The following is a 22,630-nucleotide window of genomic DNA, read 5'->3' on the forward strand; positions in this document are numbered from 1 at the left end:
CGGGCCGCCCGGCCACAGACGAGCAGGAGCCGTAACCCTCTCCGGTGCGGCAGGCCGTGGAGGCAGCGCGACAGCTGATTCCACGGCCCGCCGCCCGCACGTCGGGCGCACGAGGTCACCACTTCATCCCCGGGAGTAGGTTTTGCCGTAGCCCTGACGGTGCGCGGTGTTCGCAACCTCCGGTATCCGCCCAGCTGCACTGACCGATGGTGAGTGGTCGGCGCGGAGGGCCATGGCGAAGGTGATCGCGCCGAGGGTGGCCAGGGTTGCGATCGCGGCGAAGACTGTGCGTAGCCCGCTGAGGTGCAGTGCCGGTCCGGCGGCGGTGTATCCGATGAAGGCGGCCAGGTTCTCGCTGGTTGTCACTGCGGTCATCACGTGAGGTCGGATGGGTGCCGGGGTGCGCAGGGTGACGCGGGTGTTGAGCGTCGCGGCCAGCAGCGGCGTGGCCAGTCCTACCAGGAACAGTCCACTGGCCACTGCGGCTGCCTGGTCGATGAGCAGCAGCCACAGCGGGGCGCATTGCAGCACGGCGGCGCCGGTGAGGGCGGTGTTGCTCATCCGGCCCAGGCCGGTGATGGCCACGAGGCTGCCGATGGCGAGGCCGGCGCCGTTTGCCGCGATGAGCAGCCCCAGCATTCGAGGGTCGCCCCCCAGGTCGTTCATCACCAGCACCGGCAGGCAGATGAAGACAGCGGGGACCGAGATGGTCACCAACGTCAGGGCGAGTACGAAGAGCCGAAGGGCGCGATGGCGCAGCGCGTGGCGTAAGCCCGCGAATGTGCCGGTCTGCTCGTCGCTCGCCCGGGAGGACTCCCTGTCCGCGGCGGTGACCGCAGTGGCGGGCGGTCGGACGAAGGCGGCCAGGATGAGGTAGGAGACGAGGTACGTGCCGGCGTCGATCCAGAGGACCTGGGCGGGTCCGAGCAGGGCGATGAGCAGGCCGCCGAGGGCGGGCCCGGCAAGGGCGGCGATTCTGGTCGCACCGTCGATCAGGCTGTTGGCCCGGGCGAGGAGTTTCTCGTCGGTGCCCCGGGCCGGGCCGAGGAGGTCGGCCAGGATGAGGCGCTGCGAGGAGACGTAGGGCGCGGTGAACGCACCGAGGCCGAACGAGACCGTCAGCAGGGCCGGCAGGCTCAGCCATCCCGCCTGATGCAGCAGCGGAATCAGCGCCATCAGCGGCACGCGCGCCGCGTCGCAGATCAGCATGGTGCGCCGTACGCCCAGCCGGGCCACGACCCTGCCGCTGGGCAGGCCCAGGGTCACGACGCCGAGGAACTCCGCGGCCAGGACTGCGCTCATCTTGACCGGCGAGCCGGTGGTCACCAGGACGAACCACGGCAGCGCCAGGAGGGTCAGCCAGGAGCCGAAGGTGGACAGCAGCTTCGCGAGGAACAGGGCGAGCAGTCCTGGTGTGCGCAGCATCAGCTCGGGCCCTCGTGCGTGGGGACGGCGTACCCGAAGAAGGCGACGCGGCGGGCGCGCGCCGAGCGGGGTCGGGTGGCGGCGGTGTACTCGCCGATGACGGCTTTGATGCGCTCAGTCACCTCGACCAGCTCGTCGGGGTCGAGGTAGCCGATGTCCTCGCCGACCCAGGCCGCTTCCTGCCAGCCGGCGTCGAAGTCGTCCTGGTGGCGTTGGTAGTCGTCCAGGGCGGCGAGCCGCTGGGCGATGAACTGCTCTCGCAGTGCCCGGGAGGCGGCGACGAACTCCGGTGAGCCGTCACCGGTCGCCGACCAGGTGATCCCTCGGCTGGTTGCGCGCCACGGGCGTTCGCGTCCTTCGGCCAGTTCGGGTGCGGGCTCGACGAGACCCCACTTGGCCAGCTGACCGACGTGATAGCTGATGGAAGCCGTGGACTCGCCGGTGCGGTCCGCCAGCTTTCGACCAGAGGCCGGACCGTCGACGGTGAGCAGCTCGAGGAGCTTGAGCCGGATGGGATGGGCGAGCGCGCGCAGCGCCTGCGGGTCGGTGATCTGCCTCTTCTGGCTGGACGACATCGACCCAACATACCTTGGCCAACGTTTCTTGGCCAAGATATGTTCTGGGAAGGTGTTACCCGGACCCCCGGTGTCGCTGAGACTGTTCCGCTACGGGCCGGATCGACAACGAGAGGTGCGGCGGATGGACGAGCATGCCGGTGAGCAGGACAGGCCGTCCGGAGCGGAACCCGCCAGCCGCACCAGGTGGTTCGAGCAGTACGTTGAGGCGTTGAACGAGCGATCCGTAGTGGCCGAAGCGGCTGGCGGACCGTACGCGTGTCCCTGCTGTCGGCACCCGACGCTCGACGGGCGGGGCCAGTTCGAGATCTGCTTCGCCTGCGGCTGGGAGGACGACGGGCAGGATGACGAAGACGCGGACACGGTGCGGGGTGGCCCCAACGGTTCGCTCAGTCTGACGCAGGCGCGGCGCGCGTACGCCGAACGGCCGGTCAGCCTGGCGGATGCGCGGCGTGCCTATGCCGAGCGACAAGCCCGTTGGGAGGAGCGCAGACGCCGCCGATCGGCGCCAGAGACGACGTGACGTCGCTGGGCCGCACGCCGGCTCGGTCAGAGTCGCTCCTGCGTGGCGAAACGCCGATGCGGGTGCGTTGACGGGCGATGACAAGCGACGGCGGCAGTTGACACGGCTCCGCCGGTAGCGGCTGAGCCACGGGTTGCGGGGCAGGTCCGAACGGCGGGCTTCCGGCTGGACGGTCAACCGATCATGCTGAAGGGGTGATCGCCCTCGCCGTATCTGGTGCGCTGTCAGTCGTCGTGTGGTGGCGTGTCGCTCGGACCCGGCGGATCGGGTGGATCGTCGGCCTGGTGCTGCTCGGCTGGGCGGTGATCGCGGCTGCGGTCGTTGTCGCCTTTCCCCGCGCGCAGGCGGAGCTGAGCGTGGGCTACCTTCCCGTCGCCGTGTCGATCATCGCGGTGGGCCGAGCCGTCGAGCGCCGGCGGCTCGGCCGGGCCGAACGACCCCGTGGCTCGAGGGCGTACGGGATGGCGGTCGTGCTGGCCTCGTTCGTGGCGTGCGTATGCGCGCCGTTCTCCTTCTACACGTTCAATAGCGAGCCGTTCATCCCCTCGGCCGACGAACTGTTGCCGGTGCCGGCCGGCCTCAACGCCACCGTCGAGGAACCGGTTGGTACTGCGTGCGGGTCGGGTGCATGCGGTCGTTTCATCACCGTGACCGGCCGCCCCGGGCAGCCGGCGAGCGGCGTCTACGAGCAGGTCCGACAACATCTGGCAAGCCGAGGGTGGCGCCTCGGGAATGACGGCCGGTCCTGCCGACCGACTGGCTGGCTACTTGATCAGCGTTCGTTGTGCGTCAGCGTCTTCGTCGAGGGGACCGCGGTGCACGTGTCGTTCGAGGGGTCCCGGGCGTGGCCCTAGCCCGCAGCGGGTGACCCGAAGGCGGTCGCGGACCGTGGTGGATCGCGAGCTGTCACCGCGGTGCCCGGCTCAGTCAGAAGCTGCCGTGCCGAGGAAGCCGGTGATGAGGGTGGCGAGTTCCTGCGGGCGTTCGGCGACCATCGCGTGGCTGGCCCCGGCGAGGTGCCGCACCCGCAGGGACGGATTGTCCAGGCTGGCGAGGTGCTCGGCGGTGGCGCGGCGGTACGCGGCGTACAGCTCGTGGAACGCTTGCTGTTCGGGCAGGTTCTCGGTGGCGAGTACGAGCAGCAAGGGGCAACGGGTGTCCCGGTAGACGGGGATCAGGTCGAGCGACTCCATCGCTTCGCGCAGCTGCTCGGTCAGCTCGGGGCCGGGGCGCAGCAGGCTTCGGCCATCCTCGTGGGGCACCAGGTTGCGTTCGAAGGCAGCCGCCCAGCCTTCCGGCGCGGCTCCGTACCGTTGGGCCATCGCCCGCTGTCCAGCCAGGGCCGCGGCCACCTGCTCGGCGCTGAGCGGCTGGGCCGTCATGGCCGCCATCCCATCGAAGATGGCCCGCAGCTTGGCGAGTTCCGTCGCTGCCTGCTCCGGATCCATCCCGGCGAGCTGCTCCGGGCGGGCCGGTGGGGGGTTGCCGTCGAGGCTGACCGCGCCGGGACACTCCGGATGGCGTTGCGCCCAGAGCGCGGCCACCATCCCGCCGAGGGAAACGCCGACCACCGCGGGAGGGGCCAGAGCCAGGTGGTCGGTGACCGCGGCCAGGTCGGCCAGCACCTCGTCCCAGCCCCACGTACCGTCTCCAGACCGGCCATGCCCGCGAAGGTCGGCGGCGACCACCCGGTGCGCCGCCCGCAGGTGTTGCGCCAGCGCCATCATCTGGGCGAGATTGCCGCCGGCGCCGTGCAGCAGTAGCAGCGGGCGTCCGGACCCGCCGAAGTCGCGGATCGCGATCGGCACGGTCCCGGAGTCGATGAAGGTCTCAGGCACGTCTTGTCCCCTCCTGGAGCAATCGGTCACGGACGGAGGCGCAGAGCACGCCGCGCTCGGGGTGACGGGCCAGCTTGCCGCGGGAGACCAGGTCGTGGACGCCCTGCCGGGTGATGCCGAGCATGGCGCCGGCCACCGCGTACGACACCGATTCGGCGGTGGGGTGACCCACACGCCGCGCGACCACCTGGCCCAGCGGGCTTCGCCACCAGTCCAGCGGGGGGTCGAACGGACCATCCCCTGGATAGAGGGTGGAGACCACCCGCATGATCGCGCCAACCGCCACCTGATCGTCGCCGCTGAGCATGGTGCTGGCCCAGGATCGTGCCCGTTCGTGGACGACGGCGCGCAGCGAGTCGACGCGATCGTGGCCGTCGAGCAGGATCTCGAGCGGGTCGAGCAGGCGGATGTCGATCAACCTGGTGAGCTGTTCGACAAGGTCCCTTTGGCTCGGTGGCATCCAGCCTCCTCCGTTGCTTGACAGCCATCGTCAAGCACTTGACGTCGAGTGTCAAGGTGGCGGCGCGAGCCGGCGGGAGAACAGATGGTCAACCAAGGACAGGGGCGCCGGCGGTGGGGGAGGGTCACATCTACGGCTGGCGGGGGAAGCCGATGTCGTCGAAGAGTGAGTAGTGACCGGGGAAGGCGTCGACGGCGCGTTGCGCGGCGGTCACTGTCTCGTCCACGGTGGTGAGCTCCTCGGTGACCCACATGACCGTGTGCTCGCCGGCTACGGGACCCAGTCCCCCCAGCACTGTCAGCACGAGGAAGAATCGCGGAGTGTCACGCCGATCCCTCGTTGTCGATTTAGTACGGATGCGGTAGCTCGTGCTCATTCCCGTTGCTGGGCTCGCGGTCCTCGACAGCCTCAATCCCTCGGCCCTCGCGGTCACCGTCTACCTGCTGCTCGCCACCAAGCACTACACGTCCCGGGTGCTCGTCTACATGGCCTCGATCTACTTCTCCTATTTAGCGCTGGGCCTGCTGTTGTTCGTCGGCGTAGGTTCGCTGACCGACCGGCTGGGGCACGCCGTACGCGGCGTGGTGGCCAGCGACTTCGGTTACATCGGGCAGGGCGTGGTAGGTGCTGGGCTGGTCACGTACGGCCTGCTGGCCCTGCGCCGACCGCAACCGCCACAGCCGCGCCGGCCCAGGTCGCACAGCTACGCCGCGGTCGCGCTGCTAGGCGTCGTGGTGACCGTCGTCGAAATCGGCACTGCGCTGCCCTATCTCGGTGCCATCGGGATCATGAACGGTGCCAAGACGCTGCTGCCCGAGGCCCTGGCGATCCTCGCGGCCTACAACCTGATCATGGTAAGCCCGCCGCTGCTGATTCTGGTCGGCTATCGCCTACTTGGCGACCGGATGGCCGATCAGATGGAGGCACTCGGGAGGTGGTTTGCGGCCCAGGCCACCTCCCTCTGGCTCAACCTCCTGGCCGGTGCCGGCGCCCTGCTGGTGCTCAACTGCCTCGCGCATTTCGAGGTGTGGAAGCTGATCAGCTGACCTGCTGGCAAGCCAAACGTACGCATCGATGAGGTTGGTGGTCGGCTTGGCCCTCACGTCCTGGTCCTCGTCGCCGGTAAGTGAGGTGCTGGCCGTCCCGCTACACGGGCGCGAGTCTGCAATGCCACTGTCGGAACCTACGGCTTCACATGGTGTCGCTGGTGGAGATGCCGCTTCTGGGCCGGGGCTGCGTCCAGGAGGTGGTGTACGACTTCCCCTGCTGGGTGTGTTGCGTAGATGAGAGACGGCCACCGCGGATCCTTCGAGACGGCTCAATCCAATGAAGGAGAGCGATGTGCGATGGCCGCATCTGAGAGCGAACCCTGCTGACCTGCTGTGCGAGCAGATCGCGGTCGCGGCGCCTGACGTGTTGCAGGCGATGATCAAAACGCTCGCGCAGGCGTTGATGTCCGCCGAGGCCGAAGCGCGTCGGGAGCAGCACCAGGTCTGCCTCCGCCAGCTTGACGGAGGCAGACCCGGCGGGTGGCGGCGGTCAGCTAACCGTGCCCGGGCCGCCGTCGAGGGTGGGGTAGTCGGTGTAGCCGCGGGTGTCGCCGCCGTAGAAGGTGGTCGGGTCGGGCGTGTTGTAGGGGCCACCGGCCGCGAGCCGGTCGGGCAGGTCGGGGTTGGCGAGGAAGAGACCGCCGAAGCTGATCAGGTCGGCGGTGCCGTCCTCGATCAGCGCGAGCTGCTCGGGGCCGGTGATCGCTCCGGGGGTGTAGGGGTTGAGGATCAGCGGGCCGTTCCACCGCCGCCGCAGCTCACAGGTGAAGTCCCGGTCGTCGGCCTCGGCGATGTGCAGGTAGGCCAGGCCGAGCGGGTCGAGGGCGTCGGCCAGGGCGCGGTACGTGTCCCGGTGTCCGTCCTCGACGATGTCGTTGTACAGGTTGGCGGGAGAGATCCGCAGTCCGGTCCGGTGGGCGCCGATCGCGTCGGCAACCGCGCGGACGGTCTCGACGGTCAGCCGGATGCGGCCCGCGACGGCGCCGCCCCAGCGGTCGGTGCGCTGATTGGCGTTCGTGGACAGGAACTGGTGCAGCAGGTAGCCGTTGGCGCCGTGCACCTCCACGCCGTCGAATCCGGCGGCGACGGCGTTGCGGGCGGCGGTGGCGAAGTCGTCGATCGTCGCGATGATCTCCGCGTCGGTCAGCTCGCGGGGCGTGACGAAGTCCTGGCGGCCGCGCGCGGTGAACACCTGGCCGGCGGCGGCGACCGGTGACGCGCCGACCGGCACGAGGCCGTCCGGCAGCAGGCTGGGGTGACCGATCCGGCCGGTGTGCATGAGCTGGGCGAAGATGACCCCGCCCCGGGCGTGGACGGCGTCGGTGACCTGGCGCCACGCCGCGACCTGCCCGGCGCTGTGCAGGCCCGGCGTGTCCGGGTAACCCCGACCCACCACCGAGGGCTGGATGCCCTCGGTGATGATCAGGCCGGCGGCGGCGCGCTGGGCGTAGTAGGTGGCGGTGTCGGCGGTCGGTGCGGCACCTGGGCCGTAGGCGCGGCTGCGGGTCATGGGCGCCATGGCGATCCGGTTGCTCAGCTTGGTGCCGGCGAGGTCGACGGGTTCGAACGCGGTCGTCATCGTTTTCTGTCCTTCGCGTGCGAGGGGCGGTGTGGTCGGGGGAGACAGGCGCTCCGCGCAGGGGGCGCGAGTGGCTCAGGGAATGAGGACGGTCTTGCCGGCCAGCCGGCCGGCCTGGGACTCGTCGTGCACGGTGGCCAACTCGCGCAGCGGCCGCCGCTGGGCGACGTCGATGCGCAGCTCGCCGGCGTCGACGCGGGCCACCAGTTGGGCGAGCTGGGCGGCGTCGCTGCGGGCGAACACCCGTACCGTGCGGATGCCGCGCCCGGGCTGTTCCGGGCCCGGGGTGGTGGTGCTCACGAAGGCGCCGCCGTCGGTGACCAGGCCCACGAGTTCGACGCCCTGTTCGGGGGTGATGGGTGCCAGGTTGAGCACCACGTCGAAGCGTTCGCCCGCCACGGCGTCGGTGAGGCTGGTGGCCGTGTGGTCGACGATCCGGTCGGCACCGTAGGAGAGCAGCCGGTCGCGGCTTCGCGCGCTGGCGGTCGCGGTCACCTCGGCGCCGGCCCGCTTGGCCAGCTGGACGGCGTACCCGCCGACCGCGCCACCGGCGCCGTTGACGACGACGCGCTGCCCGCTGGTCAGGCCGGCGTGCTCGAACAGCGACTGCCAGGCCGTCAGGCCGGCGGAGGGCAGGGCCGCGGCGTCGGCCAGTTCGACGGTACGCGGCGCGGCGGCGAGCGCCGCGGCGGGAGCGACCGCGTAGTCAGCGGCGGCTCCCGGCGCGGTCATCGGCAGGAATGCCAGCACCGCGTCGCCGGCCGTCCAGCCGCTGACGCCCTCGCCGACCTCGGCGATGGTCCCGGCGACGTCGAAGTTGGGGGTGTGGGGGAAGGAGAGCGGGAAGACGTCCCGCAGGTAGCCGGCGCGGATCGCCACGTCCACCGGGTTGAACGCGCTGCCGGCCACCCGCACGAGCACCTCGCCGGCTCCGGCCACCGGCCGGTCGACGTCCTCGTAGGTGAGCACGTCGGTGCCGCCGTGGGAGTGGTAGCGCACTGCCTTCATGGTGTCCTCCTCGGGTTATCGCTTCGAAATCGAAGCACCTCCGACCATAGGCCGCTTCAACTTCGAAGCAAAGGGTAGGTGGGGTGGCGCTGCTCACAATGCTGCGAGTTCAAAGCAGGTAGGGTGCGGGCATGACGGCCACCCACCCGGCGGGCGACGGCGGCGACGACGACGGGACACTGCCGCTGGAACCCGAACAGTTGCAGACCTACTTCGCCCTGCTGGAGGCGGTCAGCCTGCTGCAGCACCACGTCGAGCAGCAGTTGCGCGCCGAGGGCGGCATCAGCTACGTGCAGTTCCAGTTGCTGGCCAACCTCGCGCAGTCCGACAAGCCGCTGACCATGACCCAGCTCGCCGACGGCGTCGTCTACAGCCGCAGCGGGCTCACGTACCAGGCGGGTCTGCTGGAAAAGGCCGGCCTCATCACCCGCCGCGGCTATCCCGGCGACGAGCGCGCCACGCTCGTCGCGCTGACCGACGCCGGCGCGGCCCTGTTCCGCCGGATCCTGCCCGGCCACATCGAAGTGTCGCGGTCGCTGCTGTTCAACCCGCTCTCCGGCGACGACCTGCGCCACCTCGGCGACATCATGACCCGGGTACGCGACCACATGCGCGCGCTGCCGCCCCGCTCGGCGGCGCCACGCAAGCGCCGGGCCAGGTCCAGCCCTCAGGCGCCGGCCCCGGCCGACGAATGACCCGCTCGGCCGCCAGCCGACGCCCGCTGCCGCCCTGGTCCGCGCGGTGCCGTCAGACCGCGGTGGGAAGGATGACCCGCTCCAGCACCGCGAGCGGGGTCCGCCACTGGTCGGGGTCGTCGTAGTTGCCGGCGGTGACGGCCACGGTGAGGTCCAGGTCGGGCAGGACGAACAGACGCTGGCCGCCGTTGCCCATCGCGGCCAGCACCCGATGACCCGCGACCGATTCGATGTACCACTGATAGCCGTACCGTGCACCCCAGCTGGTCTCCCGGCGCGGCCGGAGCATCGCGTGGATCCAGTCGGCGGGGACGATCCGCCGGCCGTCCCAGACACCCTCGCCCAGCACCAGCCCGCCGAGCCGGGCCAGGTCGAGGGGCGTGAGTCGCAGCCCGGACGCGGCGGAGGCCACCCCGTCCGCGCCGGTCATCCACTCGACGCTGCCGATGCCCAGCGGCGCGAACAGCACGGACTGCGCGTACTGCGGCAGCGCCTGACCGGTGCCGTCGGCGATCAGCCGGCCGAGCAGAGCCGTCGCGCCACCGCAGTAGGCCCATCGAGTGCCGGGCGGATCGAGGATCGGCCGCTCCAGGATGTACCGGTATCGGTCCGGTGCCAGCTCCATCGCGATCTCGGCGTTGGCCGGGCTGTCGTACGGGAGGTCTTCACGCCATTCCAGCCCCAACGACATCGTCAGCGCGTGCTCGACGGTGAGCCGGGCCCGCCGGGGGTCGGCCGCCAGGTCGGGGTACTGCGGAAACCGCCGCAGGAGCGGCTCCTCCGGCGGCGGGACCAACCCTTCGCCGAGCGCGATGCCGTACAACAGCCCGGTCACGCTCTTGGTGACGGACCGGAGGTCGTGCAGCACCTCCGGACCGAACTCGACGACGCCCAACGAGTCGCCCCAGGCGAAGTCCTCCCCGGTCCCGTAGAACTCCAGCAGGGGTTGACCACCTCGAACCGCCACGACGGCGTGCAGACCGCCGAGCTGGCCAGCGTGGCGCAGCTCGGCGAGAAGGTCATCCGACTGCGTCGTCACGGGCACTCCGAAGCGGCGAGGTGGGGCGGCCAGCGGTGTCTGCGCCACGCGTCCCAGGTCGCGAAGCCGGGCGGCGGGTCATCGATGGGTTCACTGCCGTCGAGTTCGCCCGGCGTCGGGATCTCGATGGTGGCAGCCCACTCGGCGAGTTCGTCGTCGGACATCGGCCACGTCGTGTCCGGTGCTTCGGCCTGGCGCTGATCACGTCGTCTCCGCTGCTCGGCCGGGGTGGCGTCGAAGTAGCGCAGCTCCACCCTCGCCCCTCGGTCCGCTGCCGCCCGGCGGAGCGCGGAGCGCTCGTCCCGGCTCCACAGGCCGTAGTCGAGCACGACGTTGGTGCCCAGTTCCAGGGCGCGCAGCCCGATCTGGATCAGCCGTCCCTCGATCACGTCCCCGGCCGACGGCGGGTTCTCGGGCCCGTACAGGGCCTTCACCCACTCGTCCTTGGTGAGACGAAGCGCCGCCTGCTCGATCTCGATGCGCCGAGCGGCGGTGGTTTTCCCGGTGCAGGGCAGTCCCACGGTCAGGAACAGGGTTGGTCGTCTCATCGTCACCCGCCTTCCACCGATCGGGCACGCCGCGTGTCGCCCGCTGTTGTCCATCCCGCGTCGCCGGAATGATGACGGGCACGGCGCCATTCTGCCCGGAGGCGGCGGCGACGCGGGGCATGGCCGGGGTGAATATCGCTGTCCGGCCGTCGAGGCGCGGCCGATAGAAAGCCAGCGTGCACTCCACCCTCACCTTCGCCGATCATCTGCGGCTCATCGACGAGGGGGCCACCGGGAGCGCGCGGCTCCCCGAGATCGCGGTGTACACCCACGACGCCCAGCGCACCCTGGGTGCCCCGCAGCCGCTACCGGACGAGGTCGCCCTCGACGGTTTCGACTACTGCCAGTTCACCCTCTGCGCGACGACGGCCCCGTGGCCGCACGACCCCGCCGTCGTCGACTACCACGCCACCGAGGGCCGCTCATGGCGCCTGCGGCTCCCCCGCGACGGCGCACGGGTCACCCGCCTCGGCGCGCCCGCCGCGGGCGAGGACCGGCACCCGGCCGACGCCTCCGCCCAGGGCACGGCCAGGGACCTGCCGGGGTCGCCGGGCCGCGCGACCGAGGGATGTCCACCCTAGGGCCGGCGCCACCACTGGATGCCCTTGACGCTGCCGGGACGCGGCTCCTCAAGCGGACGGTGGGCGGCCCGCCGCGTGTTGAGGAGCGCGATGCCGAGCAGGACGACCGCGGCGGTGATCCCGGCGACCAGTGGTGAACCGGCCAGGAGAGGCACGCCAGCCACGACGAGAACGGCGGCGCCCACCCAGCGGCTGGGGGAGACCCGATCGAAGACGGCCCGCTCCAGGGCCGCGCGACCGATCAGAAAACAGGCCGGTCCGCCGAGGATCATGACCAGCCACGCCGGGTACGGACGCCCGGACGGGCCGACCTGGATGAGTTCGTGCCCGATCGCGGTCATCACGATTCCGAAGATCATCACGGTGTGGGCGGTACCGACGAACCGCCCCAGCGCCGCCGGCTCGCGGGCGTCGGCCACCGCTTCGCCCATCACCTGTCCGGCCCGGTGGAAGTAGATCCGCCAGAGCAGCACCGCGGTGACGAAGGCGGCGGCCAGACCGGCGGTCTGGGCCGCGCTGGGCCGGCCCGTTCCACCGGCGTAGACGATGCCGACCGCGAGGATCGTCTCGCCGAGCGCGACCAGGACCAACTGCTGGGCCCGCTCGGCGAGGTGGTGCGGCGCCAGCGCCCACGCCGATTCCTGGCCGCGCCCCAGGCCCGGAACCGGCCAGCCCAGGCGGGCCGTGCCAACCGAGAGGGTCACCGCCAGCAGCCACAGCGCCACCCGCGCCGCTCCGGACACCAGCCCTCCGGCGATCCACAGCAGCCCCACGGGCACCGACCAGAGCAGGGACCGCAGGAGCATCCGGGCCATCGGGTGCCGGCGGATGAAGTAACCGAAGTACAGCGTCCGGGTGATCTGGATGAACGCGTACGTCAGCCCGAAGGTCAGGCCGGTGGCGCCGAAGGCGTCCGGCACGGCGGTTCCCATGATCAGCATGGCCGCGGCGGTACCCAGGAGCGCCCACTGCGTCCTCGGCGAGCGCGGGTCGAACCGGGCGGTGGTGTAGGCGGTGAGGATCCAGGTCCAGGTGACGGGCGCGAAGAGGAGCAGCGCTTGTCCGATCGCGGTCCACCGGCGGGCCAGGTCCGCAGTGCCGAGCCCCGGCCCCGCCAGCGCCGTCACCGCGGACGCCACCAGCCGGTTGAGGGCGAAGACCATCGTCAGGTCGAAGAACAGCTCCACGTACGTGGCCTGCTGCGTGCTCTCCGGAGAACGTATCAGCCCGAGCCCGTGGCCCGGTTCCGAACGCCTTCGACCCGTCGTCACCTCCCCATCGCAGCCGATTTGCGGCCGGTCCGGGACGCAAACGGGCGATCCCTCGGAACTTCCCGGCGGGATAGCGTCGGATCCGGGCCGAGTCGTTCGTAGGAGAGGTGGGAGGCGGAGATGTCCGCCTGGCCCCGACCGGCGATGGTGACATCCGCGCGGGGTCCCCGCGCACCGAGAGGTAGAGGAATGGCAAAGCTCATCTATGTGACGAACGTGTCAGTGGACGGCTACATCGAGGACGAGAACGGGGTTTTCGCCTGGCTCCCGCCCGACGACGAGGTGTTCACCTTCACCACCGGCCTCCTGCGGTCGGTGGGCACCTTCCTCTACGGCCGGCGGCTCTACGAGTCGATGGCCGTCTGGGAGACCGATGCGGCGCTGGCCGCGCAGTCCGACCTCACGGCGGACTTCGCGAGCGTCTGGCAGGCGGCGGACAAAATCGTCTATTCCACGACTCTCACCGCGGTGCCGACGCGCGCCACCAGCCTGGAGCGCCGTTTCGACCCTGCCGCCGTCCAGCGGCTGAAGGCCACGGCCGGCAGTGACATCACGATCGGCGGCGCCGACCTGGCGGCCCAGGCCATCCGGGCCGGGCTGGTTGACGAGTGCCAGTTGCTCGTCTGGCCCACGGCCGTGGGTGGCGGCAAGCCCGGGCTGCCCACCGGCGTACGCACCAACCTCACGCTCCTCGACGAGCGGCGGTTCGGCAACGGCGTCGTGTTTCTCCGCTACCGCGCGTCTCCCCACTGACAGGGCCGCCGGTGACGCGGAGCTGCCCGCGCCGCACCCGACTCGCCGTGCCACGATCGTCTCGTGCGCAACGAGCAACGCCTACGGACACGGACGCCCGAGTCGCGAGCCTTCGCGGAGCGGGTACAGCTCGTGATGACGCTGACGTCCCGCCTCAACGCGCTGCCGTTTGACGACCTCGACGGGCGCCGGGCACTGCTCACCGAGATCTTCGGAAAGCCCATCCCCGACTCGCTGTCCATCCTGCCCCCGTTCTCCTGCGACTACGGGCTTGGCGCCTCGTTCGGGGAGCGGGTGTTCATCAATCAGGGCTGCTTCTTCCTCGACTACGGCGGCATCACCATCGGCGACCGCGTCATGATCGGCCCCCGGGTGACGCTGAGCACGGCCGGGCATCCCGTCGAGATCGACGAACGGTACGACTTCATCACGCACGCGCCCATCGTCATCGAGGACGATGTGTGGATCGGCGCCGCCGCCACGATCACCCCCGGAGTGACCATCGGCCGCGGCTCGGTCGTCGGGGCCGGCGCCGTCGTCGCGAAGGACGTGCCGCCGCTGTGTGTGGTAACGGCGACAAGCATTGTCGAGCGCAAGCGTCTGAAGCCGGCGTCCACCGCCACCTGAGACCGCGGGTGGAACGAATCATGGGCGGCCGCTGAGCGTGGGGTGGCCGCTGGCGAGGCAACCGTCCCTGCGTGCCGCGTTAGCATCGACGCGGGTGGTGGGCCGCCGCCCGACCGAGGGGGCAGTGGTGGCGACACGCACATCGCTCCGGCGGTGGTCCGGCGTACCCCGGTGGGTTCGGGTGGTGGTGATCGGCGCCGCCGGTGTCTTCGCGTACGGCGGGATTGTTCACCTGGGCGACCTGCTCGGGGTCCGGCCGGGTGGTCCAGGCCCGTCCACGCCCACCTGGCTGCTGTGGTACTTCACCTCGCTGACCGTGCTCGACCCGCTCGCGGCGCTGTTGCTGGCGCTGCGCCGGTTCGAAGGACTGTTGCTCGGCTGCCTTGTGCTCGCCAGCGACGCGATGGCGAACGGGTACGCCAACTACGTCCTGGACACCGCGCCCGGGATCACGCCCGGCCGGATCGGGCAAGCGATCATCACGGCGCTCGCGGTCGCCCTCATCGCGTCGGCGCCGGGGACTGCGCCCTGGCTGCATCGGCCGGGACGTGCCGGTAGCGCGGTGACCAGGGGACGTTGACGGTGGTGGTCAGGCGGCGTGGACCCGGTGCGGCCTGTGCTGGTAGGCCGCAGGCAGTGCTAGGGCATCAGCGGCTATGGCAGGTCGCCCCGGAACGGCGTGACGGGGTCTGCGCCGGGCCAGTCCGTGCCGGTCAGGGTCGCCGTGAGGCGTCCCTCCGTGAGCGCCACGCCGACATCCGCGCCGCTCGCCACGCCGTCGGCGAAGGCGGCGGGCGCGGTGTCCTCGAGGAGAAAGACGATGTGCAGGGCGAACGGGTGCCGGTCCTCGTGGGGGTGGCCGTCGGCGTCAAGCTGGAGGTTCGCCTTCCACGCCGCCTCACAGAGCGCCGATACGAAGAGACCCAGAAACGCGGCATCGAGCAGCTCGTCGGCCCTGTCGATCAGCACCGCGATGCCCCGCGTGCGAGCCCCGTGGCCGTGCCAGTCGTGCAGGCAGTCCACGAGCGCGTCCCAGTTGTGCCCGAAGTACCGGCCGTCAGGGTGCGGTAGCCCTCCATGGCGAGGGCCGAGAAGTGCACCCAGCATCCGCCCGGCACGTCGGCGCCATCGATGACTCCCCACCCCTCGGCCGGGTCGAAACTGCGTACGGAGCCAACGCTCGTCATCGGCCCAGTCTGCCGGACAAACGATGTCGACTGCCGGGCCGCGGAGGCTGCCGTGGCCGTGGCCGTGGCCGACCCGCGCCTATCCCAACCTCTCGCGGACGTACCTGGCCAGCGCCTCTCGGGAGGGATGCCCCCAGCCGATGCAGAACGGGTGGCCGGCTGGATCTGCGTACACCTGGTGCCCCTCGTTGCTTTCCAGGTCACCGGCTTGGAGCAGGCGGGCACCGAGCCTCATCGCCTGTTCGTGCGCCTGCCCGGGGTTCTCGACGTGGAGGTCCAGGTGTACCTGCTGAGGCGCGCCCTCCGGCCAGTCGGGAGGAACGTGCTCCGGTGCGAGCTGGACGCCCATCCGCCACTCACCTGCCGCGTCGATGATGCTGTGGAACGTCTCATCCTCAAAGACGTGCCCATCGAGCATTCCGGCCCAGAACGCACTCTCCGCATGTAGGTCAGCGGCGTCGAAAACGACCACGTTTCGTATCAGTTCCATGGCAGTCGATCCTAGGAAAGCGGGCGGACGTCCGCCAGATCAGCTGCCGCGACCGGCACGCCCATTGGTACGTCCGTGCGGCGCCACCTCCGGACAGCCGGCCGCACCCGGTGACGCGCGGTCCGCGGCATGACCGGATAACGCCGTTGAGCACTCGGCCAGATGGCAGGCTGGCACTCGTGGACAGGAAGCAGGCGACCGGCTGGATCGCGGCCTACGTGCAAGCGTGGCGGACGCCGGGGACGCAGGTGCTCGCCACGATCTTCACCGCGCAGGCCAGCTATCTGCAGGGGCCCTACCAGAAACCGATCATCGGTCTGCCAGCCATCGCCCGGATGTGGGAAGACGAGCGGGACGGCTCCGGTGAGGTGTTCCAGATGACCAGTGAGGTCGTCGCGGTCGAGGCCGACACCGCGGTGGCGCGGGTGGAGGTCCGGTACGGCGACCCAGTCGACCAGGCGTACCGCGACCTGTGGATCATGCGGTTCGCCGAGGACGGGCGCTGCAGCTCGTTCGAGGAGTGGCCGTTCCGGCCGGCGCAGCCGACCACCGCCCGTCCCGCTGGAAGCTGACCCGGACACGCCATCACGTGGCGAGCCACCGATGAGTTTGGCGGCCGGGCGGGGTCTACACCTGTAGACCGTAAGCCCGATCATGATCCGCAAGGAGATGCCATGGCCGCCCCTGCAGCATTACCCCCCGTTGTCGACGCCGGCACGTGGCAGCGCCAGCTCGACGCACTGCGTGCTCGGGAGAAGGCGGCAACCCGGGAACTCGACGCTATCGCCGCGCAGCGCCGGCGACTGCCGATGGTGGAGATGCCCGACTACACCTTGGAGGGGGAGCAGGGGCCGATCCGGCTGGTCGACGTGTTCGATGGCAGGTCACAGCTGATCGCCTATCACCACATGTGGTTTCCCCACAAGCAGTGGCAGTGTCCCGGCTGCACCGGGTTCACCTCGCAGTTCACCCGGTTGGAGGTGCTGGACAACTACGACGCCCGCTTTGTGATCGTCACCCAGGGTCCGATCGAGGAGGCACTCGAATACAAGCGGCGGGTCGGGAACAAGATGACCTGGTACTCCACCGCCAACAGTCCGTTCGGCGGCGATGTCGGCGCACCGCCCGGCGGCGGATTCGCGGTCAATGTGTTCCTGCGCGATGGCGACACCGTGTATCGCACCTGGCACACCAACGGCCGTGGCACCGAGCAGCTCAGCTATACCTTCGCGCTGATCGATCTGCTGCCCTACGGGCGGCAGGAGGAGTGGCAGGACTCGCCCGAGGGTTGGCCGCAGTCGCCTACGTACAGCCGGTGGGCCAGCTCCGAAGACATTGCCGCGCTCTACGGGCCAGATGCGTGAGAATCTGGCCCTTGGTAGATGTCGGCGACGTGTGAAGACTGACCAGACGGTTGACATGATCCTCACGCCGCGTTGCGGACGCGCGCACGGTCCGTGACGGGGTCGCGCTCAGCGCGGCTCGATCAGGGGACCCAACTCACGAGTGCTTGGCCGCTGGCTGAGCCCGGTGGGCGTGGACGTCCGGCGGTCGTTCAAGATTGCTGGGTGCAGATGTCGATCGTGGTCGCCCAGGTTCCGGCCGTATGGGACGTAGACGCCAACCTGATCACTGTGCAGGAGGTCCTCAGCGAGACACGCGCCGGCGACGTGGTCGTCCTGCCCGAAGGAATGCTGTCCGGCTATGGCGACGACCTGGCGCCGCTGGCCGCGATGGAGCCCGCTGCGGTGAACCACGCCGTCGCACAGGTGGCTCAGCTTGCCAAGCAGAAGCAGGTGCACATCTTCTGCGGATCGCTGCTGGCGTTGGAGGGCGGATGGTGCAACGCCGGCCTGTTCTTCCCGACCAACGGCGCGTACCAGGTCTACCGGAAGATCAACCCGCGAACCCGAAGGCGTGTGGCGTAGCCACCTGATCAGCCGCGCTGCCGAGAACCAGCGTTTCCTCGCGTCCGCCAACATCGCCCATCCCGACCAGCACTGCCCCAGCCTGGTGGTGTCACCGCGAGGCGAAGTCCTCGGCGAACTTCCCGGCGGGCGCTCCGACCTTCTGCGGCACACCCTCAATCTTGACGAGACCGGAAGCTGGTACCTCGGGCAGCGTCGCCAGGACGTGCTCTCCCTGGCATACCACGGAACTGATCTACCCGAGACACAGCCCGTATAGCCTGCGGGACATGCGGGCCTGGTCGTAGCGCATCGTGGTCCGCGGGTCTGTGTGCCGGGCGGCGCTCTGCATGTTGTGCGGATGAACGCCAGCACGCCGGGAGCGGCATGAGAGTGCCATGGACAAGTGGAGATCGGCTGCCACCATGACCACCGTGCAGATCTTCCGGACCTGGTGGCGCGTGCGTTACCCGTTCTACCTGCTCGGAATCATGGTCGGACTGGTCATGATATGGCTGCCTTTCAAGACCGGGAATGACAACGATGCTTGGGAGGATCGGCTGCGAGCGGACGGCGTGCCAGTCCAGGCCGTGATCGACGAGTTCGTGCACAAAGGACGCAACAGCGACACCATGCATCTGCGCTACGAGTTGGCAGGAGCCGAGCGTCGGGCTGAGGTCGGCTGTTGGGAGGCCTGCCTTCCTGCCGGCACTCAAGTGCGGATCTGGGTCAACCCCGAAGACGCGGGTGATTTCGTGACCGAGTTCGGGACGTTAAGCGGGCATCGGGGCCGGGTCCAAGGCGTGACCGGGGCGGCGGGCCTAGTGCTGTCCGGATCAATGGTGCTTGCCACGGTCAGCCGCCTCGACCGGCAACGACGCGACCGCAGGCAACGTCACTGGCAGCAGCAACAACGAGACCAGCGCCGACAACAGATCGGGCGAGCCAGGGCCAGGACAGAAGGCAAGCCGAGCAGACGGTGGCGGAAGAAGAACTAAATCAAGATCGGGAGCCATTTCGATGACCGCACGGGCTGCGGAATATCCGCTTGTCAGCACATGCGGCCGACGTGGAGGTCTACCCCGACACCGTGCGGTGACCACCCGGCCTCGCCTCGAGTTCGACCCGACCCGCTCGCCGAGACGTCACACCGAGCGGGGTGATCGGGCCGGGCCGGTCTCCCAGCCGGGCTGCTGGGGTTCGTCGTTGTGCACGATGACGTCGACGTGCTCGGTGGGGCGGACCGTAGCGAGGTAGAACTGTTGGGAAGGGATGTAACGCTCCCGCCAGCGCCGTTCGACGTCGGCCGGTGCTGACACCCGGCGCTCCCGGAGCACCGCCCGATCCACGGTCCTGTCGAGCGCCGTCGACACGAAGACACGCAGCTCCCACCGATCGACCAGTTCCGGGCGCATGAGGAAGACGCCGTCGAAGACCAGCACCGCGTCGGCGGGGGCAGTCCTGGTCGGCGGGGAGAGGACGGCGTCCGCGGTGTGGTCGTAGACCGCGTCTTGGAAGCGCCGGTCCCCGCCCGGACCGAGCGGATCGAGCAGGACCCGGTTCAGTGCCCCGTGGTCGTGGGTGTCGAAGTAACAGCCTTCGGCCGAGTACTCGCCCCGCGGATAGCGCTGGGCCCGCGGGAAGAGGAAGTCGTCGACCGACGCCCGGATGACGTGGCGGCCCTGCGTCCGCAGGACATCGGCCAGTTCATCGGCGAGGGTGGTCTTGCCAGCGGCGGGTGGTCCGTCGATGGCCACCCGGATCGGATGGGCGACGCGGACCGACCCGACCGCCTCCGCCAGACGGCCGAGCAACTCGTCGCGGATACCTCGCTCCATGTCCTACCCCTCCTACCTCGCCGACGGTGGTGTCGGGCCGACCTCAGGCCCGCCGGCCTGTCCTGCTCGACAGCGACCGCCAGGCCGACAGCGCGCTGGCCAGCACCGCCAGCAGCAGACAGAGGCCCACCACGCCGCCGACCACCGACCACGGCACCACCAGGTCGACCGGTACGCCGACCTGCTCGGCGAGGCCGGCACGGATGCTCAGCAGACCGACGAACGCGACCGCACCGCCGAGCAGCGCACCGATCAGCACCACCAGCGCCGACTCGGCCGTGACCAGCCAGATGACCTGCCTCCGGAGCGCACCGGCCAGCCGGATCAGCCGCAGGTCGGCCACCCGGCCGGCGGCGGCCATCAGCAACGTGTTGGCCACCGCTACCGCACCGTAGCCGGCCGACACACCGATCAGCAGCAGCGTGAAGAGCCAGACGAGGCGATCCTCGGCCCGATCTGCCTCGGCCGCCCACACCGACACGTCGACGATCCGCGCGCCGAGCGGAGGCTCGATCCGGTCCCGCAGGTACACCGCGGAGGTGAGCGCCGACGGGTCGTGCGCCCGCACCACCGACCGGGGCAGCAGCAGGTCGCCGCGGATCGAGTCGTCGGTGACCACCGCGACGACGCGCAGCGACACCGACTCCCCGTCGGCGAAGACCAGCGCGTACGGCTGCGTCGGTTGCCGGTTCGCCGAGGCGGGAACGACCACCGTGTCGTCGCCCCTCAGGTCGTTCAGGGTGCCGGCGACGACGGTGAGCGCCCGGTTCGCGGCGGCGAAGCCCGCCGGATCCACGCCGAGCGCGGTCAGCGGCCGGTTCTCCGGCGGCGTGCCCGGGTCACTCCGGAAGACCGTCGTGGGCAGGAGCGCGGTGCCTCCGGTCGCCGCGACGGCCTGGTCCGACAGGCCCGGCGCGCGGTCGGGCACCACGACCCAGCCGGCGTTCACGTTGTCGGCCCGGCCCGCCGCGTACGCGGCCGTGGTGGTGCGCACCATCCCGGAGACCAGCACCGCGAACGCGACCGTGAGCAGCACCGGGGCCGCGATCGAAGCCGTCCGCCGGGTCGCGGTCAACGCCCCGGCCCGGACCAGCATCCCGATCGCGCCACCCGGCCGACGCACCGGCGACCGCAGCAGCCGCACCACCGGGCCGACGACCGCCGGCGCCAGCACGGTCGCGCCGGCCACCAGGGCCATCACCGCGTAGAGGGCGAATGTGGCACCGCTGCGGGCGTCGTCGGACGTCGCGGTGCCCAGGCTGAGGGCGGCCCCCGCCGCGACGAGGAGCACCCCGGTGGCGACGCGCAGCCGCCCGACCGGTCGCTGGTCCGCCGCCGCCTCGCGTAACGCCTCCAGCGGGCTGACCCGTGCCGCTCGACGCGACGCCGCCCAGACGGCCAGCAGCGCGATCGCCGGACCGGCGAGGAACGAGACCGCGAGCGGCCAGGGCTCGTACCGGACCTGGAAGGTCGCCGGCTCGAAGCCGACGTCCACGAGCAGCCGACCCAACCCCGGAGCGATCGCCGCGCCGGCCAGCAGGCCGGCGACTCCGGCCGTGGCACCGACCACGAGCGCCTCGGCGTGGACCAGGCGGCGGACCTGACGGGGAGTGGCGCCGACGGCGCGCAGCAGGCCCAGCTCACGGCGACGCTGCGCCACGGTGAACGCGAAGGTGGAGGCGACCACGAAGACCGTGACGAAGCCGGCGAGGGCCGCCATGGCGGTGAGCACCTGCCGGCCGATCCAGCGGGTACGGGCGTCACCCCGAGGCTCCACGGCGCCGCGCGCGTCGCCGGTCAGCACCCGTCCGTCGCCGCCGACGACACCGCGAACGGTCTCGGCGACCTCCTCGGCATCGGTGCTCGGCGCGACCAGCAGACCGATGGCCCGGACGCCGGGCGCGAGCGCGGCGGCGACCCCGTCCGCGACCCAGACGCCGGGCGCGTCCACCAGACCGGTGACGGTGTACGGCTCCGGTCCCGCCGCCGTGAGCAGGGTGACCGGCCCGCCGGGACGCAGCCCCAATGCGCGGTCGACGACCACCTCTCCGGCCTGCCGGGGCGGCTCGCCGGCCGTGAGACGGAGTCCACCCAGCCGGCTGCTGGACCAGCCGTGCCCCTGGTGAGCGTCCTCCCGCCGCGCATCGGTGGCCGGCGGGCGGCCGTCGACGAGCGCCTGGGCGTAGAAGGTCCGGTCCGGCACCGCCGCCGTGACACCCGGCACGTCGGCCAACCTGCCGGTGAGTTCCGCCGTCCTGGCGGCGGACCACGGCCGGGTCGGCGCGAACGAGTCGGCCGGCGCACCCGCGTCCGGGCTCTGCACCACGACGGCCGCGTACGCCAGCCGGTCGGGCACCCGTGGGCGGCCGGAGGCGAGCAGCAGGGTGGCCGCCGCGACCAGGGTGACGCCGATGGCGACGGCCACGAACGCACCGGCCGACCGCCGGATGCTCAGCACGACGCCTCCCCGACGCTCTCCGCCGGAACCGTCTCCCGCTCGGCGATCCGCGCGGCGACGACCGCCGCGGTGATCGCGCCGGTCAACTCGTCCACGACGCGACCGTCGGCGAGCAGGAGGACCCGGTCGGCGTACGCGGCGGCGGTGGGATCGTGGGTCACCATCACGACGGTCTGCCGGTGGTCGTCGACGAGCCCGCGTAGCAGCCGGAGCACCTGCCGGGACGCCGCGCTGTCCAGCGCCCCGGTGGGTTCGTCGGCGAACACCACCGCGGGACGGGTGACCAGCGCCCGAGCCACGGCGACGCGCTGCTGTTCACCGCCGGACAGTTCGCTCGGCCGGTGCCCGGCCCGGTCGGCCAGTCCCACCGCGTCGAGCGCGGCAGTGACGTCCCGGGCCGGGGGACGGCGCCCGGCCAGGCGCAGCGGCAACTCGACGTTCTGCGCCGCGGTCAGCGTGGACACCAGGTTGAACGCCTGGAACACGAAGCCGATGCGGTCCCGGCGCAGCCGGGTCAACTCGTTCTCGCCCAGATCGTCGAGGCGCCTGCCGTCGATCGTGACGGTCCCCTCGGCCGGCCTGTCGAGCCCGGCCGCGCAGTGCAGGAGGGTGGACTTCCCCGAGCCCGACGGGCCCATCACCGCCGTGAACGTGCCGCTCGCGAAGCTGGTCGTCACGCCGTCGAGCGCCGTCACCCGCCGGGCCCCCCTGCCGTACACCGCACGCAGCCCTGTCAGGGTCACCGTCTGTGTGGTCATGACCGTCAGGGTGCCGGCTCC

27 protein-coding genes are annotated in these 22,630 nt (G+C 70.9%); 12 read left to right on the plus strand and 15 right to left on the minus strand.

Going from position 1 to position 22,630, the window contains the following annotated elements:
- Window positions 1-123: 123 nt before the first annotated feature.
- A complete protein-coding gene (locus tag LQ51_RS20820; RefSeq protein WP_046568220.1) occupies window positions 124-1,425 on the minus strand; it encodes an MFS transporter in 1,302 nt (433 codons plus the stop codon).
- The gene (locus tag LQ51_RS20825; RefSeq protein ID WP_046568222.1) at window positions 1,425-2,000 is read right to left on the minus strand and encodes an ArsR/SmtB family transcription factor; all 576 of its coding nucleotides are present in this window, start codon (window positions 1,998-2,000) and stop codon (window positions 1,425-1,427) included. The genes LQ51_RS20820 and LQ51_RS20825 overlap by 1 nt, the downstream gene beginning before the upstream one ends.
- Window positions 2,001-2,124: 124 nt before the next feature.
- On the opposite strand from LQ51_RS20825, the gene LQ51_RS20830 reads away from it, so the two are divergent.
- Entirely contained in the window at window positions 2,125-2,523 is a 399-nt protein-coding gene (locus LQ51_RS20830) for a CPCC family cysteine-rich protein (RefSeq protein WP_046568223.1), read from the plus strand.
- 194 nt (window positions 2,524-2,717) lie between these two features.
- Window positions 2,718-3,377 (plus strand): hypothetical protein, encoded by a 660-nt coding sequence (locus LQ51_RS31425; RefSeq protein ID WP_052745008.1) that lies wholly within the window; start codon window positions 2,718-2,720, stop codon window positions 3,375-3,377.
- A gap of 69 nt (window positions 3,378-3,446) precedes the next feature.
- Here LQ51_RS31425 and LQ51_RS20840 read toward each other — a convergent pair whose 3' ends face one another.
- The 3 genes from LQ51_RS20840 to LQ51_RS34290 all read right to left on the minus strand — a co-directional run bounded on the left by LQ51_RS20840 (window position 3,447) and on the right by LQ51_RS34290 (window position 5,074).
- Window positions 3,447-4,361 (minus strand): alpha/beta fold hydrolase, encoded by a 915-nt coding sequence (locus tag LQ51_RS20840; protein WP_046568224.1) that lies wholly within the window; start codon window positions 4,359-4,361, stop codon window positions 3,447-3,449.
- Window positions 4,354-4,821 (minus strand): hypothetical protein, encoded by a 468-nt coding sequence (locus LQ51_RS32910; protein WP_046568225.1) that lies wholly within the window; start codon window positions 4,819-4,821, stop codon window positions 4,354-4,356. Before LQ51_RS32910 ends, LQ51_RS20840 begins: the two co-directional genes overlap by 8 nt.
- 130 nt (window positions 4,822-4,951) lie before the next feature.
- Window positions 4,952-5,074, minus strand: a complete 123-nt coding sequence (locus LQ51_RS34290; RefSeq protein WP_255352246.1) for a hypothetical protein — start codon at window positions 5,072-5,074, stop codon at window positions 4,952-4,954.
- A 115-nt stretch (window positions 5,075-5,189) separates the two neighbouring features.
- On the opposite strand from LQ51_RS34290, the gene LQ51_RS20850 reads away from it, so the two are divergent.
- Complete coding sequence (locus LQ51_RS20850) at window positions 5,190-5,867, plus strand: GAP family protein (RefSeq protein WP_231605817.1); 678 nt, start codon at window positions 5,190-5,192, stop codon at window positions 5,865-5,867.
- Window positions 5,868-6,360: 493 nt separating this feature from the next.
- On the opposite strand, the gene LQ51_RS20855 is transcribed toward LQ51_RS20850, so the two are convergent.
- Both LQ51_RS20855 and LQ51_RS20860 read right to left on the minus strand, forming a co-directional pair.
- Window positions 6,361-7,449, minus strand: a complete 1,089-nt coding sequence (locus LQ51_RS20855; RefSeq protein WP_046568226.1) for an alkene reductase — start codon at window positions 7,447-7,449, stop codon at window positions 6,361-6,363.
- A 75-nt stretch (window positions 7,450-7,524) separates the two neighbouring features.
- The gene (locus tag LQ51_RS20860) at window positions 7,525-8,457 is read right to left on the minus strand and encodes an NADP-dependent oxidoreductase (RefSeq protein ID WP_046568227.1); all 933 of its coding nucleotides are present in this window, start codon (window positions 8,455-8,457) and stop codon (window positions 7,525-7,527) included.
- A 131-nt stretch (window positions 8,458-8,588) separates the two neighbouring features.
- Between LQ51_RS20860 and LQ51_RS20865 the strand changes: the two genes are divergently transcribed.
- Complete coding sequence (locus tag LQ51_RS20865) at window positions 8,589-9,152, plus strand: MarR family winged helix-turn-helix transcriptional regulator (protein ID WP_046568229.1); 564 nt, start codon at window positions 8,589-8,591, stop codon at window positions 9,150-9,152.
- 52 nt (window positions 9,153-9,204) lie between these two features.
- On the opposite strand, the gene LQ51_RS20870 is transcribed toward LQ51_RS20865, so the two are convergent.
- On the minus strand, window positions 9,205-10,191 hold the full coding sequence (locus LQ51_RS20870; protein WP_046568353.1) for a serine hydrolase domain-containing protein: 987 nt from the start codon (window positions 10,189-10,191) through the stop codon (window positions 9,205-9,207).
- Complete coding sequence (locus LQ51_RS20875; RefSeq protein ID WP_046568230.1) at window positions 10,188-10,739, minus strand: P-loop nucleotide/nucleoside kinase family protein; 552 nt, start codon at window positions 10,737-10,739, stop codon at window positions 10,188-10,190. The genes LQ51_RS20870 and LQ51_RS20875 overlap by 4 nt, the downstream gene beginning before the upstream one ends.
- A 176-nt stretch (window positions 10,740-10,915) precedes the next feature.
- On the opposite strand from LQ51_RS20875, the gene LQ51_RS20880 reads away from it, so the two are divergent.
- The gene (locus LQ51_RS20880; RefSeq protein WP_052745009.1) at window positions 10,916-11,320 is read left to right on the plus strand and encodes a hypothetical protein; all 405 of its coding nucleotides are present in this window, start codon (window positions 10,916-10,918) and stop codon (window positions 11,318-11,320) included.
- On the opposite strand, the gene LQ51_RS20885 is transcribed toward LQ51_RS20880, so the two are convergent.
- Window positions 11,317-12,507 carry a low temperature requirement protein A gene (locus LQ51_RS20885; protein WP_052745010.1) on the minus strand — a complete coding sequence of 397 codons (1,191 nt, stop codon included), beginning with the start codon at window positions 12,505-12,507 and terminating at the stop codon, window positions 11,317-11,319. The two genes, LQ51_RS20880 and LQ51_RS20885, sit on opposite strands and share 4 nt — an antisense overlap.
- 273 nt (window positions 12,508-12,780) lie before the next feature.
- Between LQ51_RS20885 and LQ51_RS20890 the strand changes: the two genes are divergently transcribed.
- From LQ51_RS20890 to LQ51_RS20900, 3 genes are all read left to right on the plus strand, one after another.
- A complete protein-coding gene (locus tag LQ51_RS20890) occupies window positions 12,781-13,344 on the plus strand; it encodes a dihydrofolate reductase family protein (RefSeq protein WP_046568232.1) in 564 nt (187 codons plus the stop codon).
- A 63-nt stretch (window positions 13,345-13,407) separates the two neighbouring features.
- Window positions 13,408-13,971, plus strand: coding sequence for a sugar O-acetyltransferase (locus LQ51_RS34395; RefSeq protein WP_046568234.1), 564 nt, complete (start codon window positions 13,408-13,410; stop codon window positions 13,969-13,971).
- A 127-nt stretch (window positions 13,972-14,098) separates the two neighbouring features.
- Window positions 14,099-14,551 (plus strand): hypothetical protein, encoded by a 453-nt coding sequence (locus LQ51_RS20900; protein ID WP_046568359.1) that lies wholly within the window; start codon window positions 14,099-14,101, stop codon window positions 14,549-14,551.
- 74 nt (window positions 14,552-14,625) lie between these two features.
- Here the strand turns inward: LQ51_RS20900 and LQ51_RS31430 are convergent, their stop codons facing one another.
- Together LQ51_RS31430 and LQ51_RS20910 are read right to left on the minus strand one after the other, a co-directional pair.
- Window positions 14,626-14,994, minus strand: a complete 369-nt coding sequence (locus LQ51_RS31430) for a hypothetical protein (RefSeq protein ID WP_052745011.1) — start codon at window positions 14,992-14,994, stop codon at window positions 14,626-14,628.
- Between the two features lie 243 nt (window positions 14,995-15,237).
- Window positions 15,238-15,648 carry a VOC family protein gene (locus tag LQ51_RS20910; RefSeq protein ID WP_046568236.1) on the minus strand — a complete coding sequence of 137 codons (411 nt, stop codon included), beginning with the start codon at window positions 15,646-15,648 and terminating at the stop codon, window positions 15,238-15,240.
- Window positions 15,649-15,827: 179 nt separating this feature from the next.
- Here LQ51_RS20910 and LQ51_RS20915 point away from each other — a divergent pair, with 179 nt between their 5' ends.
- From LQ51_RS20915 to LQ51_RS20930, 4 genes are all read left to right on the plus strand, one after another.
- Window positions 15,828-16,220: a nuclear transport factor 2 family protein gene (locus tag LQ51_RS20915; protein WP_046568237.1), complete on the plus strand. Its 393-nt coding sequence runs from the start codon at window positions 15,828-15,830 to the stop codon at window positions 16,218-16,220.
- A 102-nt stretch (window positions 16,221-16,322) separates the two neighbouring features.
- On the plus strand, window positions 16,323-17,012 hold the full coding sequence (locus tag LQ51_RS20920; protein ID WP_046568239.1) for a DUF899 domain-containing protein: 690 nt from the start codon (window positions 16,323-16,325) through the stop codon (window positions 17,010-17,012).
- 210 nt (window positions 17,013-17,222) lie between these two features.
- Window positions 17,223-17,576: a nitrilase-related carbon-nitrogen hydrolase gene (locus LQ51_RS34040; RefSeq protein WP_052745012.1), complete on the plus strand. Its 354-nt coding sequence runs from the start codon at window positions 17,223-17,225 to the stop codon at window positions 17,574-17,576.
- Window positions 17,577-17,980: 404 nt separating this feature from the next.
- Entirely contained in the window at window positions 17,981-18,553 is a 573-nt protein-coding gene (locus LQ51_RS20930) for a DUF3592 domain-containing protein (protein WP_156313188.1), read from the plus strand.
- Window positions 18,554-18,700: 147 nt separating this feature from the next.
- Here LQ51_RS20930 and LQ51_RS20935 read toward each other — a convergent pair whose 3' ends face one another.
- From LQ51_RS20935 to LQ51_RS20945, 3 genes are read right to left on the minus strand one after another with little or no spacing between them, the layout of a single operon-like run.
- Complete coding sequence (locus tag LQ51_RS20935; RefSeq protein WP_046568240.1) at window positions 18,701-19,393, minus strand: cytidylate kinase family protein; 693 nt, start codon at window positions 19,391-19,393, stop codon at window positions 18,701-18,703.
- Between the two features lie 43 nt (window positions 19,394-19,436).
- Window positions 19,437-21,851, minus strand: coding sequence for an ABC transporter permease (locus LQ51_RS20940; RefSeq protein WP_046568242.1), 2,415 nt, complete (start codon window positions 21,849-21,851; stop codon window positions 19,437-19,439).
- The gene (locus LQ51_RS20945) at window positions 21,845-22,609 is read right to left on the minus strand and encodes an ABC transporter ATP-binding protein (protein ID WP_046568244.1); all 765 of its coding nucleotides are present in this window, start codon (window positions 22,607-22,609) and stop codon (window positions 21,845-21,847) included. Before LQ51_RS20945 ends, LQ51_RS20940 begins: the two co-directional genes overlap by 7 nt.
- Window positions 22,610-22,630 lie beyond the last annotated feature (21 nt).

It is taken from the genome of Micromonospora sp. HK10, assembly GCF_000982955.1.
Taxonomy (GTDB): Bacteria; Actinomycetota; Actinomycetes; order Mycobacteriales; family Micromonosporaceae; genus Micromonospora.

Excerpts from the sequence above, each read along its gene's own strand:
- LQ51_RS20830 (WP_046568223.1), top strand. The coding sequence starts at position 2,125 with ATGGACGAGCATGCCGGTGAGCAGGACAGGCCGTCCGGAGCGGAACCC.
- LQ51_RS20910 (WP_046568236.1), bottom strand. The coding sequence starts at position 15,648 with ATGGAACTGATACGAAACGTGGTCGTTTTCGACGCCGCTGACCTACAT.
- LQ51_RS20935 (WP_046568240.1), bottom strand. The coding sequence starts at position 19,393 with ATGGAGCGAGGTATCCGCGACGAGTTGCTCGGCCGTCTGGCGGAGGCG.
- LQ51_RS20865 (WP_046568229.1), top strand. The coding sequence starts at position 8,589 with ATGACGGCCACCCACCCGGCGGGCGACGGCGGCGACGACGACGGGACA.
- LQ51_RS20945 (WP_046568244.1), bottom strand. The coding sequence starts at position 22,609 with ATGACCACACAGACGGTGACCCTGACAGGGCTGCGTGCGGTGTACGGC.
- LQ51_RS20920 (WP_046568239.1), top strand. The coding sequence starts at position 16,323 with ATGGCCGCCCCTGCAGCATTACCCCCCGTTGTCGACGCCGGCACGTGG.
- LQ51_RS20930 (WP_156313188.1), top strand. The coding sequence starts at position 17,981 with ATGACCACCGTGCAGATCTTCCGGACCTGGTGGCGCGTGCGTTACCCG.
- LQ51_RS34040 (WP_052745012.1), top strand. The coding sequence starts at position 17,223 with ATGTCGATCGTGGTCGCCCAGGTTCCGGCCGTATGGGACGTAGACGCC.
- LQ51_RS20825 (WP_046568222.1), bottom strand. The coding sequence starts at position 2,000 with ATGTCGTCCAGCCAGAAGAGGCAGATCACCGACCCGCAGGCGCTGCGC.
- LQ51_RS20875 (WP_046568230.1), bottom strand. The coding sequence starts at position 10,739 with ATGAGACGACCAACCCTGTTCCTGACCGTGGGACTGCCCTGCACCGGG.
- LQ51_RS20820 (WP_046568220.1), bottom strand. The coding sequence starts at position 1,425 with ATGCTGCGCACACCAGGACTGCTCGCCCTGTTCCTCGCGAAGCTGCTG.
- LQ51_RS32910 (WP_046568225.1), bottom strand. The coding sequence starts at position 4,821 with ATGCCACCGAGCCAAAGGGACCTTGTCGAACAGCTCACCAGGTTGATC.
- LQ51_RS20860 (WP_046568227.1), bottom strand. The coding sequence starts at position 8,457 with ATGAAGGCAGTGCGCTACCACTCCCACGGCGGCACCGACGTGCTCACC.
- LQ51_RS34290 (WP_255352246.1), bottom strand. The coding sequence starts at position 5,074 with ATGTGGGTCACCGAGGAGCTCACCACCGTGGACGAGACAGTGACCGCC.
- LQ51_RS20890 (WP_046568232.1), top strand. The coding sequence starts at position 12,781 with ATGGCAAAGCTCATCTATGTGACGAACGTGTCAGTGGACGGCTACATC.
- LQ51_RS20855 (WP_046568226.1), bottom strand. The coding sequence starts at position 7,449 with ATGACGACCGCGTTCGAACCCGTCGACCTCGCCGGCACCAAGCTGAGC.